This is a genomic window from Algoriphagus halophilus, from assembly GCF_041729275.1.
Taxonomy (GTDB): domain Bacteria; phylum Bacteroidota; class Bacteroidia; order Cytophagales; family Cyclobacteriaceae; genus Algoriphagus; species Algoriphagus halophilus_A.
Map to the genome: position 1 here is coordinate 1,670,953 of NZ_CP146486.1, position 17,073 is coordinate 1,688,025.

Sequence of the window (17,073 nt, forward strand, 5' to 3'; positions counted from 1 at the left end):
ATTAAATGTGATGATGATAGCTTTCTTCAAGCATTGGATGATTCTTAGGAATCAAGTTTCCTTTAGATAACCCTGTAAGTACTACAAATGTTACAGCGGAACCATAAACTAAGAACATACCAATTTCCATAAATCCAATTCCTCCATTATGACCTAAAGTACCTGGCTGAACCATTAAGAAGAAATCTACCCAATGGCCTGCAATGATCAAGGTACATACTACTTTAAGGAAAATTCCATGTCTCTTAGCATCTCTTGTCATCAAAATCAAGAAAGGCAAGAAGAAATTCATAATCAGATTCACGAAGATATATGGACCATAGATATCACTTGAAAGTCTCTCTATGAAATACACAGATTCTTCTGGAATGTTTGCGTAATAGATCAAAAGAAACTGAGAAAACCATAAGTAAGTCCAGAAAATGGTGAATCCGAAGACGAATTTACCCAAGTCATGGACGTGATTTTCATTGACCATTTCCAAGTATCCTTTGCTCTTTAAGAAAATTACCAATAAAGTTATTGCAGAAAGACCAGAAACAAACCAAGAAGAAAACACATACCATCCAAATAAGGTAGAGAACCAGTGAGTGTCAATTGACATCACCCAATCCCATGCACTTACGGAAGAGGATACTGCAAAGAAAATAATGAAGTAAGCAGACCAACTTCTCATTTTAAACCAATGAGTAGTTCCGCCTAATTGATCTTCTTGAGCTGATATTTTTTAAACTTCGTAAAGAAGAACACCCAGAACCCAAAGAATAAAACCATTCTCAAAATATAGAATGCCGGGAAAGTTCCTTTAGCCATTGGCCAATAGAAAAAGATCCCTTTCCATCGATGATTTTATCATATTCTGGAGAGTTGGTGTCAAATAAATAAGCATGCGTCCAGTGGAACAAATCATGATTTGCTACGAAGAAAGTAACAATCATCAAAATCCCTGCATATGGAAGCCAGTTTCCAAATGATAACATCACTCTAGAAATTGGAGCAGACCAACCAGCTTGCGCAGCATACTGCACAGCAAAGAAGAATACTCCGATAATAGCTATTCCTGTAAAGTAGACATTGTTGATCCAAAGGTTAGCATATAAACGCTCATACCAATGAAATGCATGTCCTCCAGCTTCAGCAGCTTCTTCGTGGTGTCCACCAAACATTGCCATCACAATACCAATGACCAACAATGCTGCACCAATGATCAATACCGTGAAAACCGACTTCTTAGTCGCAGCGGTAAAATCAAATTTTTGATCCAAATTATAATGCTGTACGTCGTGAGCCATGATTATTGCTTCTGAATTACTTGTTTAACATAGTGAACAATCTTCCATCTTCTTTCAGGAGAAATCTGAGAACCGTGAGCTCCCATTCTTCCTTTTCCTTTAGTGATAACATGGAAAATATGTCCTTCCGGCAGGTTAATGTATGCTCCACCTGTAAGGTTAGCCACACCACCGATAATTTCTCCTACTTTACCATCTCCTTGTCCACCTTTTCCATGGCAAGCAGAACAATATTGTAAAAACAACCTCTCTCCATCTTCCAATACTTCATCTGTCAATTCAACAGGATTAGTCAAATTTGCAGCTGCAGCTTCCACTTCGAAAGCCTTGTATCTATATGGAAGATATCCACCTTTATTTCTAGGAACAGTTCCTTCAACTGGCTCTCTCATGTTCATTCCATGAGGATTATACACGTTACTGTTGAAAAACTCACCCTTCTCATCTTCTCTGGTAGACAACCAATCTCCCTGAGACTCATCTTTAATTTGAGTTAATGGCTCGTATGCTACAGAGTGATACATCTGTGGAGCATATTCCAGTCCCTGGTTATCACCATCAGCTTTACAGCCAGCTAGCGTGATTCCAGCAACGGCAAACCCCAATAAACTTAGTGCTTTAGCAATCTTCATTTTTCCAGAATTACTATTCAAAACTTTTATTATTCACCTCTGTAGCACCGGAAGACTTAAGAATCTCCTGAATTTTTGCTACCTCCATACTCGAGTTATTTGCAATATCAATTGCCATGATGTGCTTATCATCAGTACTTCTCAAATCAAAGATTCGAGGCTGAGCCCATGGCTTCAAGTCAGAACTGATCATAAATACACCCACCATTCCAAATGCCGCAAGCAATACAGTCAATTCAAACGTAACTGGTATAAAGTCAGGAATCGCAGCGTAATCCTTACCTCCAATAATCATTGGCCAGTCAAATCTCATCATATACAACTGCATGGTCAAAGCCAAGGTGGTTCCTAACAATCCAAATAGGAATGCAGCAATCGGTAATCGGCTTCTTTTATAACCAAGTACATCTTCCAAACCGTGAACTGGATACGGAGTATATACTTCATGAATCTTGACACCGCTAGTTCTTACTTCAGAAACAGCATGGAGCAATACGTCCTCATCGTCGTAAACTCCCAAAATAAAATTCTTATCTCTTTCCATGATTATTTACGAACTTTTTCAGATGTAGACTTCAATACTGATTTTACTTCAGCCATGTTGATTACCGGGAAGAACTTGGCAAACAAGAAGAATAAAGTAAAAAACAATCCAAAGGTGAATAAGTAAACTCCAATATCTGTAATAGATGGGTAGAACATTGCCCAAGAAGATGGCAAGTAATCTCTGTGAAGAGAAGTAACGATAATTACGAAACGTTCAAACCACATACCGATGTTTACAACAATAGACAAAGCAAATGTCGCAATGATAGAAGTCCTAATTTTCTTGAACCAGAACAACTGAGGAGAGATCACATTACAAGTCATCATTGACCAGTAAGCCCACCAATAAGGTCCAGTAGCACGGTTGATAAACGCATATTGTTCTGCTTCTACGCCAGAGTACCAAGCGATGAAGAATTCAGTGATGTATGCTATACCTACAATTGAACCAGTGATGATAATAACGATATTCATCAATTCAATGTGGGTCATGGTAATGTAATCTTCCAATTTGAACACCTTTCTGGTAATGATCATCAGCGTCAATACCATAGCGAATCCAGAGAAAATCGCGCCAGCCACAAAGTATGGAGGGAAGATCGTAGTATGCCAACCTGGAATAACCGAAGTTGCAAAGTCAAAGGATACAATCGTGTGAACCGAAAGTACCAATGGAGTTGCCAAACCAGCCAAAATCAAGGAAACTGATTCATATCTCATCCAAGTTTTAGCAGCTCCGTCCCATCCAAAGGAAAGCGCTCCATAAATCACTTTTCTTAATCCTGTAGCTCTATCTCTAATGGTAGCAAAATCAGGGATCAAACCTATATACCAGAATACCAATGAAACTGAGAAATAAGTAGAGATCGCGAATACGTCCCAAAGAAGAGGAGAGTTAAAGTTTACCCAAAGCGAACCAAAAGTATTTGGAAGCGGAAGCGCCCAATAAGCTCCTAACCATGGTCTACCCATGTGAAGAACCGGGAACATTGCCGCACAAATAACCGCGAAAATTGTCATTGCTTCAGCTGCTCTGTTGATAGAAGTTCTCCACTTCTGTCTGAAAAGTAGCAATACTGCTGAAATCAAAGTACCTGCGTGACCAATACCAACCCACCAAACGAAGTTGGTGATATCCCAAGCCCAACCTACTGTCTTGTTCAATCCCCACATCCCGATGCCTTCCCAAACGGTGGCTGTCACTGCAATTAATCCTATAGCCAAAGTACCAGCGGCTGTTAAGAAGGCAAGAAACCAAAGTAAAGTTGGTTTTCCTTCTACCTGACGGGACACATCATGTGTCACATCATGGTAGGTTTTACCTCCGGTAACTAACGGCTCACGTACGGATGAAGTAACCTGCATAGTTTATAAAATTATGATTACGCTTCGTTTTTGTCTTTATTTCTGATTTTGGTAAAGTACCAAACGTTTGGACTCACGTTGATCTCTTCCAATACGTGGTATGCTCTTTCCTCATTTACTTCTTTCAAAGCAGAAGTGGTGTTCTCTTTGATTTTCAATAACTGAGAAACTTTAGAGTTTGAATCATTCATATCACCAAACACAAGAGCATCTGTAGGACAAGCTACCGCACAAGCCACGTTGATTTCACCATCCTGAACTTTACGCTTCTCACGTTTAGCAGCTAGCTTACCAGCTTGAATTCTCTGCACACACATGGAACATTTTTCCATTACACCACGTGCTCTTACAGTAACATCTGGATTCAAGACCATTTTACCCAAATCATCGTTTTGTGCAATGTTTACACCTGCGAAGTCTTTGTTGTCATGGTATTTGAACCAGTTGAATCGACGTACTTTATAAGGACAGTTGTTTGCACAATATCTTGTACCAATACATCTGTTGTAAGTCATTTGGTTTAGACCCTCTGAAGAGTGGGTGGTTGCAGCAACCGGACAAACTGTCTCACAAGGAGCGTTGTTACACTGCTGACACATCATAGGTTGGAATGTTACTTCTGGATTCTCAGATGCTACTTCCATACCTCTCAAATCATCTGCAGGAGCATCAGAAGAATAATAGCGGTCAATTCTGATCCAAGCCATTTCTCTTCTGTTCAATACTTCTTGCTTTCCAACTACTGCCACGTTGTTTTCAACTTGACAAGCAACAGAACATGCTGAACATCCAATACAGGAGTTCATATCGATAGCAAGACCCCAGTGATGCTGTGAATATTGGTGACCTGACCAAAGAGAGATTTTGCTTGGTTTTACAAACTCTCCGTCTTTGTAGATTTCAGGATGGTATCTACCAGCACTTGCATCGGTTTTATATTCAGCAAGAGTCGCTTCTTGGATCACATTCTCACGCCCCATGAAGGTCTGGTGAGTTTGTGTTCTTGCAATTCTATATGCTTCACCTGTCGCAGCTACTTCAACTCCAGCTGTGATGTCAAAGTTTACAAATCCTTTGGATGTATCTGCCAATTCATAAGCATTCACACCCACACCGTTTGCTACTCGACCAGCTTTTGTTCTACCATAACCTACAGCAAGTCCAAAAGTACCTTCTGCTTGACCTGGTTGAACCAAAATAGGAACTACTAAAGATTTTCCATTCACTGTAATAGAAGCTTTCGAAGTCTCCCCTTCAATCATGGTCACTCCATTTTCAGAAGCCCATTTTTGAGAAACTGTCAAATAGTTATCCCAAGTAGCTTTAGTGATTGGATCAGACATTTCCTGAAGCCAAGGCACATTTGCAAATGCACCACTACCAATACCTACTTTGGTATACAATACCAATTCAGCACCAGCATTAGAAGCAGAATATGTTTTTGCAACAGCTGCAGCAGCAGCACTTACATCTCCTACAGGAGCTAAAGCTTCAGAAGCTGCAGGTGTAATGGCAAAAACACCATTATATAAAGAACGATCCCAGAATTCTTGGAAATCAGTTCCTGTTTCAACTTGAGTGAAAATCTCAGATTCCCAGTTTAGTTGAAGGAATTCATAATAATTAGAAGTAGATCCCGACCAAGTTAAGAATGAATCCTGTGCTTGTCTGGTATCAAAAAGAGGAGAAATGGTTGGCTGACCTAAAGAATAATGACCTTTTTTTGGTTCGAAATCATTCCAAGACTCTAAGAAATGGTGATCTGGAGCAACCATTTGTACCAAAGAAGCTGTCTCATCCATTGTTCCGTTAGTAGAGATACTAACTTTGGCTTTTGCGATACCTTCAGCAATTTCAGCACCTCTAGCGAAATCATATACAGGGTTACAGTTGTAGAAAATTACCGCTCCAACTTGTCCACCTTTCAACTCATTCACAAATTGATTCATCCGAGCGTCATCACCTTTACGGAAATGCACTGGCGCATTGAAATCAACGGTGGTTCCATTAGCTCCTAATAGCTCATTGATCGCATTTACGACTACCTGAACGTTTGGATCATTAGAACCAGCAACTACCAAACCTGAAGACTTTGCTGCCCACAGGTCATTTGCTGCTTTATCTAAATGTGCTACTTCAACAGCTGGGGCTGAAACAGTAGTCGCACCAGCTTTCTTTGCAATGGCATTATATAAAGCCAAAACCGCCAATCCACTTTGAGAAGCTTTGATTGGAGTTCTATAATCTGCATTGGCACCTGTTAAAGAAAGATTAGATTCAAACTGATAATGTCTGGACATTTCAGGCTTTTCCTTTGAAATCTTTCTTGTTTTAGCATATTGGCCTGCAAACTCAATTGGAGAAATCCAAGTTCCTAAGAAGTCAGCTCCGAAAGAAACAATGGTTTTTGCTTTATCAAATGAATAAGAAGGAACAACTGCAGTACCATAATAGGTCTCCGCAGCTTTTGAAATTCCATAATTGGAAATAGGATCGTATTGAATCACTTCAGCACCACCAAATACTTCAGAGAATTGCTGAAGGGCTTTATTGGTAGTTGGAGAAAGAATGGTATTTGAAACAATCTTTACAGAACCAGCAGAAGCAAGTTTAGACTTCACTTGAGCATCAAGAGTTGCCCAGTCAGTTTTCTCACCCGAAATGTGGGGCCCAGTTAGTCTTTGCTTGTCATAAAGAGAAAGAACAGATCCTTCTACGATCGCATTGACTTTACCTTTATTAATAGGAGAAAGCTCGTTTCCATCGATTTTGATAGGACGACCTTCTCTTGTCTTTACAACAATTGACGCATAATCACCTCCTGAAGAGAAGGTAGATGCGTAATAATTAGGGATAGACGGATTGACATCAACCGGCTTGTTAACATAAGGGATAGCCTTTCTTACCGGAGCCTCGCAAGCTGCCAAAGATGCAGCCGCTAAGCTAAATCCCATCAACTTGAGAAAATCTCTTCTGGAGGCACTGCCGTCTTCATTCAAAGAAGATGGAAGTTCTGCGAACTCCTTATCGGCATGCTTTACAAACTCCGGATCGTTGCTAAGTTGCTCTAGCCCTTTCCAGTAGGTTTTTTTATTTTCCTTCATTTTATGATCTAGGAATGAATTTGCAAAAAGGATAATGAATTAATAGTGGCACTTAGCACATTCAAGCCCACCGATGTCTTTCACCTTTAGGGCATCTTTTGAATCCACATGAATCTGTACCAACTTATCATAATAGGCATTGCCTTCAGTAGCAATTTCGGTTTGTCTGTGACAATCAATACACCAGCCCATAGTCAAAGCACTATGCTGACCTACCACTTCCATTTCTTGAATAGGGCCGTGGCAAGTTTGACACTCAATTCCACCCACTTTCACGTGTTGAGAATGGTTGAAGTAAGCTAAATCCGGAAGGTTGTGAACACGCACCCATTCAATTGGAGTATTGTTGTCCACAGCATCATAGATTTTCTGAATTTCTGGAGAAATACCTTCTTTACCTTGTACATTCTGTACGTGAGTATGACAATTCATACAGATGTTAGGTGAAGGAATATTCGCTGATCTACCAATCTCAACCCCAGTATGGCAATACTGACATTCGATTTCTAAAGTACCAGCGTGTAATTTATGAGAATAAGCAATCGGCTGCGTAGGGGCGTAACCTTGCTGAACACCAACTGAATAAAGTCCATCAATCGCAGTTTTAGCAACCACCGCCACTACCAAGGCAGTAACAATGATGATGAAACCATCGCTTTTAAATACTTTTCCTAAGTTGAATTTCTGAGTAACGAATTCTTTGTCATCCTCATCAAGTTCCTGCTTATTTAAATACTTGGTTAAAACAGAGATAATCAATCCCAAAACAACCAAGATCAATAGCAATACAACTACCAGAACAGCTAGGATTACTGTCAGATATTCATTTGGTATTCCTCCCCCTGCAACGGAAGCACCTTCGGCACCACCTTCTACAGCAGCTGCTGCAGCTGGATCTACCTTGTCACCAAATTCGATGTAGGAAAGTAAATTATTTAAATCATCATCTGATAAAAATTCATGCGCTGGCATCGCTGTATTGTTGAACTCTTTGTAGAGATCATTGGCTGTTTTATCACCAGAGGCGATTAATGCCTGTGAATTTTTAATGAAAGATTTGATCCAAGGAATTTCTCTTCTATCAGAAACACCTCTTAATGCTGGACCAACTAATTTTTGATCTAATTTGTGGCATGTTTTACAATTTGCATTGAATACAGCCTTACCTGCTGCTACTGCTTCATCGCTACTATCAACTGCAGGATCCGCGGCAAAAGCCTGAATTCCTATCAGCATGAAAAACAGCACTGCCAGTGTGTGGAAATTCCATCGAACCCCTACTAACGAGCGTTTGGATAACATATTATAGCTAATTAAATAGTTTATGCGGTTTTCAATAACCCTTGCAAAGGTACTACCCGGGCTCAATTTTTCAAACAAGATTTCAATTCAAATAACCGGAGGAACTAAGGGCTAAAAGCCAGTTTACCTAGCTGATTTTCAATATTTTAGAGTACTTTTTATGGAAGTTATTTTATTTAGAATCGTTATAAATAAGTTAGAAATAAATTCTGGATAGAACTTCAAAAATAATTCGTCGTTACTGGATTTTTTTAAGGTGTAAATCAATACTTTGAGTAATAGCTCACCTTAAATCCAGAAAATAAATGAAGTCTCTATTGCATCGAGAAAGATAATCTCTAAATTTGCATTCCATTTCATAAATGGTCGCGTGGCCGAGCGGCTAGGCAGAGGTCTGCAAAACCTTGTACAGCGGTTCGAATCCGCTCGCGACCTCCACGAAAAAGCATCCTTAAGAGGGTGCTTTTTTCATTTTAACCCAATTCTTTTTCATAAAAACCTTGTACAGCGGTTCGAACCTTCCTTGGAAGCTTTGCTTGCCTGCTGAAGCCAGGTCCGCCATCGCGACCTCCACAAAAAAGCATCCTGGACCTAGGATGCTTTTTTATTTTGAATAGTTTTCAACAATAGCACCTAAAAGTAAAAACCTTTGAAATCTTTAAATCTCAAAGGTGGTAGAAAGGCTAAGGACTTTCTTAAAACCGATAAGCTATCCCAAACTGAAGACCGAATTCCTCCAGCAAATATTTATTTTCCGTTTTTTCAAAAGGAATAACATTGTGTCTCTTATAATGAGGAAAAACTGAAAAAACCATCTTATTGGTTGTATACTTAGCCCCAGCTCCTAACATGTACCCAATTCCGCTTTGATCTGTGAAATTATGGGTATGAGAGGTCTGGAAATCAACTACAGGTCCCACTGCTCCATATAGGTATTTCAAAAATGTATATTCGAGATATACTGGTATTGTAACCATTTCAAAATCAGGATTATGCACATAGGATGACCTATTCTCCATCCCGCAGTTTGGGCATGGAGCTGGTCTGTAATAAACCTGGGCCGTTGTATAATTCACACCTGCGTTAAGCCTAAATTTTTTGGCTATTCCTTTGGAAAGAATCAATCCAAATTCAGATAAGCTTTCCATGTTTACCGAACTCGATCCTGTAAGCTGTATCTTCCTCGCTAACCGATTCCCAGAAATCCCATAATACCCTTTGAGCTCAATTCCGATTGAGCCCTTGCAGAAGTAATACAAAAGAAAATGAAGAAAATAAACAGTAGATGTTTTCTCATTAGGTAGGAATTTAATTGAAAGATATATCAATCGATACGTTGGTTGAATTCAATCCGCAACTTGGGATGGATACACTAAAAATATAAAAGGACATAAAAAAACGCCGACTTTTCAGCCGGCGTTTTTTATATGAATAAGTTAAGAAATCAAATTCTTACTTTTTTCCACCTTCCATTTGCTCTTTCAATTGAGTCAAAGCATCTAAGTCTCCTAGGGTAGACTTCTCTGCTGGAGCTGAAGAAGATGTAGAAGTTTCAGATTTTTCTTCGCTTCTTTCTTAGCTGGCTTTGCCTCTTCTTTGAATGTAGCAGTGTGAGAAAGAACGATTCTCTTATCATCTTTAGAGAATTCAGTCACTTTGAAATCTTCAGAGTCACCTGCTTCTACAGAAGAACCATCTGCTTTCTCCAAGTTTTTGATGGTTGCGAAACCTTCTAAACCGTAAGGAAGCTCAAGAACAGCACCTTTATCATTCTTAGAAACTACAGTACACTTATGAACAGATCCTACTGGGAATACATTCTCAAAAGTATCCCATGGATTCTCTTCCAACTGCTTATGACCTAGGGCCAATCTTCTGTTATCAACATCAAGTTCAAGAACAGCTACCTCTAGCTCATCTCCTACTTTTACGAATTCAGATGGATGCTTGATTTTCTTAGTCCAAGAAAGATCAGAAACGTGAACCAAGCCATCGATACCTTCTTCCATTTCAAGGAATAGACCGAAGTTAGTCAAGTTTCTAACTACACCAGTGTGCTTAGTACCCACGGCATACTTAGTACCCATATCATTCTTAGTCCAAGGATCTTCAGTCAATTGCTTGATACCCAAAGACATTTTTCTTTCGTCCTTATCCAAAGTCAATACTACTGCATCGATTTCGTCACCAACTTTTACAAAGTCAGCAGGGTTTCTCAAGTGCTGAGACCAGCTCATTTCAGAAACGTGGATCAATCCTTCCACACCTGGAGCAAGCTCCAAGAACGCACCGTAGTCGGCTACGTTTACAATCTTACCTCTTACTTTAGAACCAACTTCAAGGTTAGAAGCCAAAGAATCCCAAGGATGAGCAGTCAATTGCTTCATACCCAAAGAAATTCTCTTCTTATCATCATCAAAGTCAAGAACCACAATCTGAACTTTCTGATCAAGCTGCAATACTTCTTCTGGATGATTGATACGTCCCCAAGAAATATCTGTAATGTGAAGTAGACCGTCTACACCACCCAAATCGATGAATACACCGAAGTTGGTCATGTTCTTGATCACACCTTCCAATACTTGACCTTTTTCTAGGTTGTTTAGGATTTCCGCTTTTTGCTTCTCTAGATCTTTTTCGATCAATACTTTGTGAGAAACTACAACGTTATCGTTAGCGTGGTTGATTTTCACCACTTTCACTTCCATCTTCTTACCTACATAGATATCGAAATCTCTGATAGGCTTCACGTCGATTTGAGAACCTGGCAAGAAAGCTTCTACACCGTAGATATCTACGATCAAACCACCTTTGGTTCTTCTTTTCACCAAACCTTCGATCACATTGTCATGCTCAAGAGCATCTTCGATGTCCTGCCATGCACGTACGATCTTGGCTTTCTTACGGGAAAGGATCAATTGACCCAAAGCATTTTCCTGCTCCTCAATGAATACCTCTACCTCATCACCTGGCTTAATACCATCTAGATCACGGAATTCACTCAAAGGAACCAAACCGTCAGATTTGAAGCCAATGTTGATGATCACATCTTTATCATTCACTCCTACTACTACACCTTTGATCACTTCTTTCTCAGTGATTTCATTTAGTGTACCAGCATACATTGCCTCCATCTGAGCTTTTTGCTCTTTGGAATAGCCTTCTCCAAAACCTTTGGTTTCGAAGTTGTCCCAGTTAAAATCTTCTTTATTAGACATAATAGTATTGACTCTGAAATCCCATCAGTCCTCGAGTCAAGAGACTGCGGGTTTTTAGTTGTAAATCAATGCCTTAGATAGTTCTAAAACACCCCGTTCACCCGAACGGACTGCAAAGGTACGTATTTTCTTTTATTTCGTAAATGCTTGATCAAAAAATGAATTATTTACCTGAGCCTTTATTCATAAGGAATTAGAAAAATAAATTCAGCTAGCTTAAATTGAAATAAAAAGCCCCAGAGCGCTCCGGGGCTTATGCAAGCAAAGAGTTAAGATTAAATTTAAACCCAAAATTACCAATATTCAGATAGCATGAAAATCTTCCAAGCAATTTTTACCATTTACTCACTAGTAATTTTTGCTGCTTTAATGCTTGTTTTTGCCTTATTCATTATTGTTCCTGTTTTAATCAATGACCGAGCTGGGAACTTATCTTTTTTCTTTATCAGGCTTTGGGCAAGGATTTGGTCCGGACTATCAGGATTTAGGTTTGAAATACAAGGGAAGGAGTATATCAACCCCAAACAGCCTTATATCTACATTTTTAATCACCGTTCTTTTTCGATGCTCCTATCATACCCATAGCAATCCCACAACAAGTAAGAGCACTTGGGAAAAAGGAGCTATCTAAAATCCCGGTTTTTGGATGGGTCGTAGCCAAATTTGCCATTTGGGTAGAACGGGATAATCCAGAATCTCGAAAAGAGAGCATCCCGAAGCTCATCAAGTTTCTCCAAAAGGGTATCTCTATTGTGGTGGCTCCAGAAGGCACTAGGAATGATAGTGAAAATGTATTATTACCATTTCGAAAAGGGGCTTTTAGGCTATCTATTGAAACTGGAATCCCTATTTTACCTTTCGCGATCATCGATGCAGACAAAATTCATAAAAGAGGTTCTTTATTATTAAGCCCCGGAAAAGTAAAAGTCTATTTCTCCAAACCGATTTATCCTTCAGATCAACATTCAATAGATGAATTATCTGAAAAATGCAGAAATAGATTAGAGGCTATTATCCTAAGTCATGAATAACAAGAAGCACTTCCTAATATCAACCTAGTGAACGCTTAGAAAAACTAGATATCACAAAGCCTCATGTTCATTCCTTCCCTTGCAGTCTAAATTATAAAAGGATCTACCTACTCCTTGTTCATCAATAACCCCTCTCCTTCTTCATCAGCTGCATCAATCGTCAATTCCTCAAAAAGGACATATATGGAAAGGTAGGTCAATGGAATTGTCACCAATAAGCCTACAATCAAACATAGAAAACCACCAATATTGATTAGTAAAAGCAACAGGAGAAATGCAAAGAATTTCCACCAATTGGTGTGAACTAATTTCCGACTGTACTCCATGGCTGGCCAGAAATCAAATCCCCCAAAAAGGACAAATAATAAACTGAACACATATCCCACCCCCAGGTAAATCCCCGGCAAAATAAACACCACAAGACCCGCTACGATAAAAATCGCAGTGATGAGATTTACGATGATCAGCGGCAGAATATAGTTAAATCCATCAAAGTAATTCTGGAAATCCACATACTCGTTTTGACTCATTCGGTTGGCCACCAAATAAAATCCAGCTACCAATGGAGGGGAAAGAAAAATGGAATAAATAAATGCAAAGTCCTCTAAGTACAGTGTAAAAAATAACTGTATAGTGGAAATCAGAAATGCAAAGCCTATATGAAACATGGCCCGGGCTTTGAACATTTCCCAGGCCTTATCTATGATATTCGAAATATTAAAATCTACTCCAGAATCAATGATTCTTTGAAGTTTAAGTTGATCCATTCTAGGTTATTAATTTGTAAACGCCTCCAAAATATCATGTTTGGTAATGATGTGAATCTGATTGTTCTCATCCCTCACCAAAACTGCTTTCTCCTTTTCTACCATGGAAGAAAGTACGTCCAGCGTACTATCCAATGCGACGAAATGCATGGATTCTTCCATTACATCGGAGACTTTCGCATCTTTCAATTCTGGGTTCTCAATAATTTTTGCCAGTAATTTGTTGTCAGTAAGACAACCCACTACCTCTTCATTTTCCATCACAGGAATTTGGGAGACACTGGTTTTATTCATCAAACCAATCGCATTTCTCACTGAATCCGTTTTGAGGGTAGACACCAATTGGTAGGTACCTTTTCTTCCGGAAATAATATCCCTAGCTGTTGCAAATGTCTTATCTTCCAAGAACCCATGATTTCTCATCCATTCGTCATTATAGACTTTCCCTAAGTATCGAGTCCCATGATCTGGAAGGATGATCACCATTTGATCTCCTTTTTTAGGTTCTCTTTGGCCCATTCCAATGCTCCGTGAACAGCGGATCCGCAAGACCAACCTACAAATAGTCCCTCTTCCCTCGCCAACCTTCTAGTCATTACTGCTGCATCCTTGTCTGTAACTTTAACAAAGTGGTCTATCACATCAAAATTGACATTCTTTGGGAGAATATCTTCACCAATTCCTTCTGTCAGGTAGGGGTAAACTTCTTTTTCATCAAAAATCCCTGTTTCCTTATATTTTTTAAATACTGAACCATAGGTATCAATCCCGACGGTAACAATTTCCGGATTCTGTTCCTTAAGATATGTAGCCGTACCACACATTGACCCGCCTGTCCCTACACCTGCTGCATAATGGGTTATTTTGCCCTCTGTATCACTCCATATTTCAGGACCAGTTGTTTCATAATGTGCTGCTGTATTGGAAAGGTTATCGTATTGGTTCGGATAAAAGAATTTGGAATATCCTGATTCAATTTCTTTGCGACGGAATAATAGGATCTTGGATCTTCCGGGAAACATTAGTTGGACAAACGATCACCTCTGCACCTACCGCCTTGAGGATATCTATCTTTTCTTTTGACTGCTTATCAGCCATGGTAAAAATACATTTATAGCCTTTCGCCACAGCAGCTAAAGCCAAGCCCATCCCAGTATTTCCACTAGTCCCTTCTATAATAGTTCCTCCTGGTTTTAAAAGCCCTGACTTTTCGGCATCCTCCACCATCTTCACGGCCATTCTATCTTTCATAGAATTGCCAGGATTAAAATATTCAACCTTTACTAAAACATCGCCTTTGATTCCTTTGGCGAGTTTATTCAATCGGATCATCGGGGTATTCCCAATGGTTTCAATGATGGAATTATAGATCATAGTCAGTTATATTTGGTATCCAAAAATACAGGATTTTTCTTGCCCTCCTGTCCGCTTTACCTAAAAACAAAATAAAATTCTGAGTTAAAAAGTTCTTTTTCTAGACTTCTTTAAATTCTACCTTTTTAATCACATCCAAGGTTACATGAAGTAAAATAGCGGTAACAAAGGCTACTCCTAATACTAAAGTCAATAAACCAAACACAAACTTTTTAGTCAGAACAAAAATTAAAATACTGGCGACTCCTGATGGAATGATTCCAAAAATAAATATTCCACCAATTAGCAAGGGCTTGATTAAAATCCGATCCCAACTTTCTTCCAAAGCGATTTGAGGGATTAGATTTATGGAAAAGCCGATTAAATAAAACCCAAGCATTCCCAATAAAAACAATGGGATGATCGCCCAGTTCAATTCTGCAATAAATACTGATGGGATAATCATTAGACCAGAAAACAGTAAAATCTGAAAAAGATCCAGTTTGATCATATTCCAGAATTTTGCTGACCAGCTAGCAGGGATTAATATAAAAAATGGTTTTTTTAAGTCTCCAACTGAAGCCCTACCTATTCCAGCCATAAAATAGAAAACAAATAGCACGACCAGATATCCGTAAAACATCTTATGCGAAAACCAATCAAACCTGGAAAGGGTGGCAAATAGAATCCCCAAACCAGTCATGGTCAATGAATAAATCCCAAATAGAGGATGAAAATCCTGTCTGGAACTATGCACGTAATTTCTCCAATAAAATGCTTTTGCCCCCACCCCAAAGTCGGGTAAGGCCAATTGTTTCTTGGCATTCATACTAAAGGAGGCTTCAGAAGCTTGTTTTTTTCCTCTTACTTTTTCAATTTTTTCTTCATTGGACTTGGTAGCTTCCAATACATCTTCATAGTAATACCCAGAAAACTGTATCACCAATTTTACGACGGTGTAATAAGCCAATCCATAAAGCATCAAAAAGCAGGATGATAAAATAACGTTCTGCTCCCAGACATAGCTCATGATCCCCCTACTCCAACCCACAATTGGAAAAAAGTTAAACCAAGGAGAACTCACCCAGGAAAACATCCCTTGCCAGAATTTCTCCGCCATAAGGCCAGGAATTAAAATCATCAAACCTAAAGCAACACCCATTATAGATACTCCAGTTTTGATGTAATTCATGATCCCATACTTGGTATGAAGGGTATAAATCAAAAATCTCAGTGGGAAAATCATAAAGAAGAAAAGTGCAAATCCCAAAACCAAGAAAATGATATTTCCTGCCGTAAGTTCAAATTGATCTGCAAGTTGGCTAGCTCCATAAAATAAAAACAACATGCTACCTCCCAAAGCAGGAAGTATTGATCTTGCCATGTAGTAAATCAAAATATTTTCTGGCTTCACCGGTGCTGTAAACAATAAATTGACATCCGCCATCTTAAAGAAACTGATGTTCTTTTTCGTCGCACGATAAAGCTGGAAAACGAAAAACGACAAGGCCAGAATTGTTATTCCTCCGATCACATTTTGCCAGGCAAAATTCACTTCCGGAATACCTTCCAAATCTGGAGTTTGAATTCCAGATTCCTCCGGCCTACTCTTCATTCGCATGGTATAGATAAAAAAGAAATAGGCCAACAATCCTCCATATGGCAACAGCCTAAGTGGATTTTTTAGGATTAGTTTGATATTGTTGAGTAGGATTAAAATATCCTTTCTAAGGAGTATCCGGAATTCAAACATCTTTGGTAAGTTCTAGAAACAAATCCTCTAAGGAAGTCCCTTCCTCTTGAACAAACTGTTGTTTAAGATTGGCTATGGTATCATTCCCTACAATCTTCCCCTCTTTCAGGATCATAATTCTATCGGCAATAGACTCCACACTATCAATCAAATGGGTACTCACTAAAATGGTTTTTCCTGCCTCTTTCAGATTCCTAAAAATTTGTCTGGTGTTTTTAATGGCTTTTGGGTCCAGTCCAATCATTGGTTCATCAAAAAACAAAACTTGAGGATCAGGAATCAAAGCACAAACAATAGACACTTTTTGCCTCATCCCTTTGGAAAGATCCCTCCCTAATTTATCCTGTTTATCTTCAAGCTCAAATAGCTGAACCAACTCATCTGTTTTTCTTTCCAATTGGGCACTCCATAAGCTTGACCGATGAATTGAAAATGTTCTTTGACCGTCAATAAATCATACACATATGGGGTCTCAGGAATATAGCTAAATAGTCTCTTAGCCTCCACGGATAAATGATCATACCCTCCAATGGTAATATCTCCAGAAGTTTTTCTCAAAAGCCCCACGATGCATTTCATGGTGGTGCTTTTCCCAGCCCCATTTGGACCCAACAAGCCGACTACTTCTCCACCCTTCAATTCAAAAGACAAGTCGTCCACCGCATTCTGTTTGCCGTACTTTTTTACCAGATTATTGACTATTAACATAA

At 39.1% G+C, this 17,073-nt stretch carries 9 protein-coding genes, 1 tRNA gene and 4 pseudogenes; 2 read left to right on the top strand and 12 right to left on the bottom strand.

Annotation, left to right across the window (positions count from 1 at the left end; all coding sequences use genetic code 11):
• Position 1 precedes the first annotated feature (1 nt).
• The 6 genes and pseudogenes from V8V91_RS09015 to V8V91_RS09040 all read right to left on the bottom strand — a co-directional run bounded on the left by V8V91_RS09015 (position 2) and on the right by V8V91_RS09040 (position 8,241).
• Positions 2-1,292 (bottom strand): annotated as a pseudogene (locus V8V91_RS09015) (quinol:cytochrome C oxidoreductase).
• A gap of 2 nt (positions 1,293-1,294) precedes the next feature.
• Positions 1,295-1,924, bottom strand: a complete 630-nt coding sequence (locus tag V8V91_RS09020) for a cytochrome c (protein WP_373399773.1) — start codon at positions 1,922-1,924, stop codon at positions 1,295-1,297.
• 13 nt (positions 1,925-1,937) lie between these two features.
• Positions 1,938-2,468 (bottom strand): DUF3341 domain-containing protein, encoded by a 531-nt coding sequence (locus V8V91_RS09025; RefSeq protein ID WP_373399774.1) that lies wholly within the window; start codon positions 2,466-2,468, stop codon positions 1,938-1,940.
• A 2-nt stretch (positions 2,469-2,470) separates the two neighbouring features.
• Positions 2,471-3,835: an NrfD/PsrC family molybdoenzyme membrane anchor subunit gene (gene nrfD, locus V8V91_RS09030; RefSeq protein WP_074226460.1), complete on the bottom strand. Its 1,365-nt coding sequence runs from the start codon at positions 3,833-3,835 to the stop codon at positions 2,471-2,473.
• Between the two features lie 17 nt (positions 3,836-3,852).
• Positions 3,853-6,939, bottom strand: a complete 3,087-nt coding sequence (locus tag V8V91_RS09035) for a TAT-variant-translocated molybdopterin oxidoreductase (protein ID WP_373399775.1) — start codon at positions 6,937-6,939, stop codon at positions 3,853-3,855.
• Positions 6,940-6,978: 39 nt separating this feature from the next.
• Entirely contained in the window at positions 6,979-8,241 is a 1,263-nt protein-coding gene (locus V8V91_RS09040) for a c-type cytochrome (protein WP_373399776.1), read from the bottom strand.
• Positions 8,242-8,605: 364 nt separating this feature from the next.
• Between V8V91_RS09040 and V8V91_RS09045 the strand changes: the two genes are divergently transcribed.
• Positions 8,606-8,679, top strand: a tRNA-Cys gene (locus V8V91_RS09045).
• Positions 8,680-8,936: 257 nt separating this feature from the next.
• On the opposite strand, the gene V8V91_RS09050 is transcribed toward V8V91_RS09045, so the two are convergent.
• Together V8V91_RS09050 and rpsA are read right to left on the bottom strand one after the other, a co-directional pair.
• Entirely contained in the window at positions 8,937-9,389 is a 453-nt protein-coding gene (locus V8V91_RS09050) for a hypothetical protein (RefSeq protein WP_373399777.1), read from the bottom strand.
• 304 nt (positions 9,390-9,693) lie between these two features.
• A pseudogene (gene rpsA / locus V8V91_RS09055) lies at positions 9,694-11,459 on the bottom strand (30S ribosomal protein S1).
• A 587-nt stretch (positions 11,460-12,046) separates the two neighbouring features.
• Here rpsA and V8V91_RS09060 point away from each other — a divergent pair.
• Positions 12,047-12,490 carry a lysophospholipid acyltransferase family protein gene (locus tag V8V91_RS09060; RefSeq protein WP_373400646.1) on the top strand — a complete coding sequence of 148 codons (444 nt, stop codon included), beginning with the start codon at positions 12,047-12,049 and terminating at the stop codon, positions 12,488-12,490.
• Between the two features lie 107 nt (positions 12,491-12,597).
• On the opposite strand, the gene V8V91_RS09065 is transcribed toward V8V91_RS09060, so the two are convergent.
• From V8V91_RS09065 to V8V91_RS09080, 4 genes and pseudogenes are all read right to left on the bottom strand, one after another.
• Positions 12,598-13,257, bottom strand: coding sequence for a hypothetical protein (locus V8V91_RS09065; protein ID WP_373399778.1), 660 nt, complete (start codon positions 13,255-13,257; stop codon positions 12,598-12,600).
• A gap of 9 nt (positions 13,258-13,266) precedes the next feature.
• Positions 13,267-14,631: pseudogene (locus V8V91_RS09070) on the bottom strand (pyridoxal-phosphate dependent enzyme).
• A 100-nt stretch (positions 14,632-14,731) separates the two neighbouring features.
• Positions 14,732-16,363: a putative ABC exporter domain-containing protein gene (locus V8V91_RS09075; RefSeq protein ID WP_373399779.1), complete on the bottom strand. Its 1,632-nt coding sequence runs from the start codon at positions 16,361-16,363 to the stop codon at positions 14,732-14,734.
• Positions 16,356-17,071: pseudogene (locus tag V8V91_RS09080) on the bottom strand (ABC transporter ATP-binding protein). Before V8V91_RS09080 ends, V8V91_RS09075 begins: the two are co-directional and overlap by 8 nt.
• Positions 17,072-17,073: the final 2 nt, after the last annotated feature.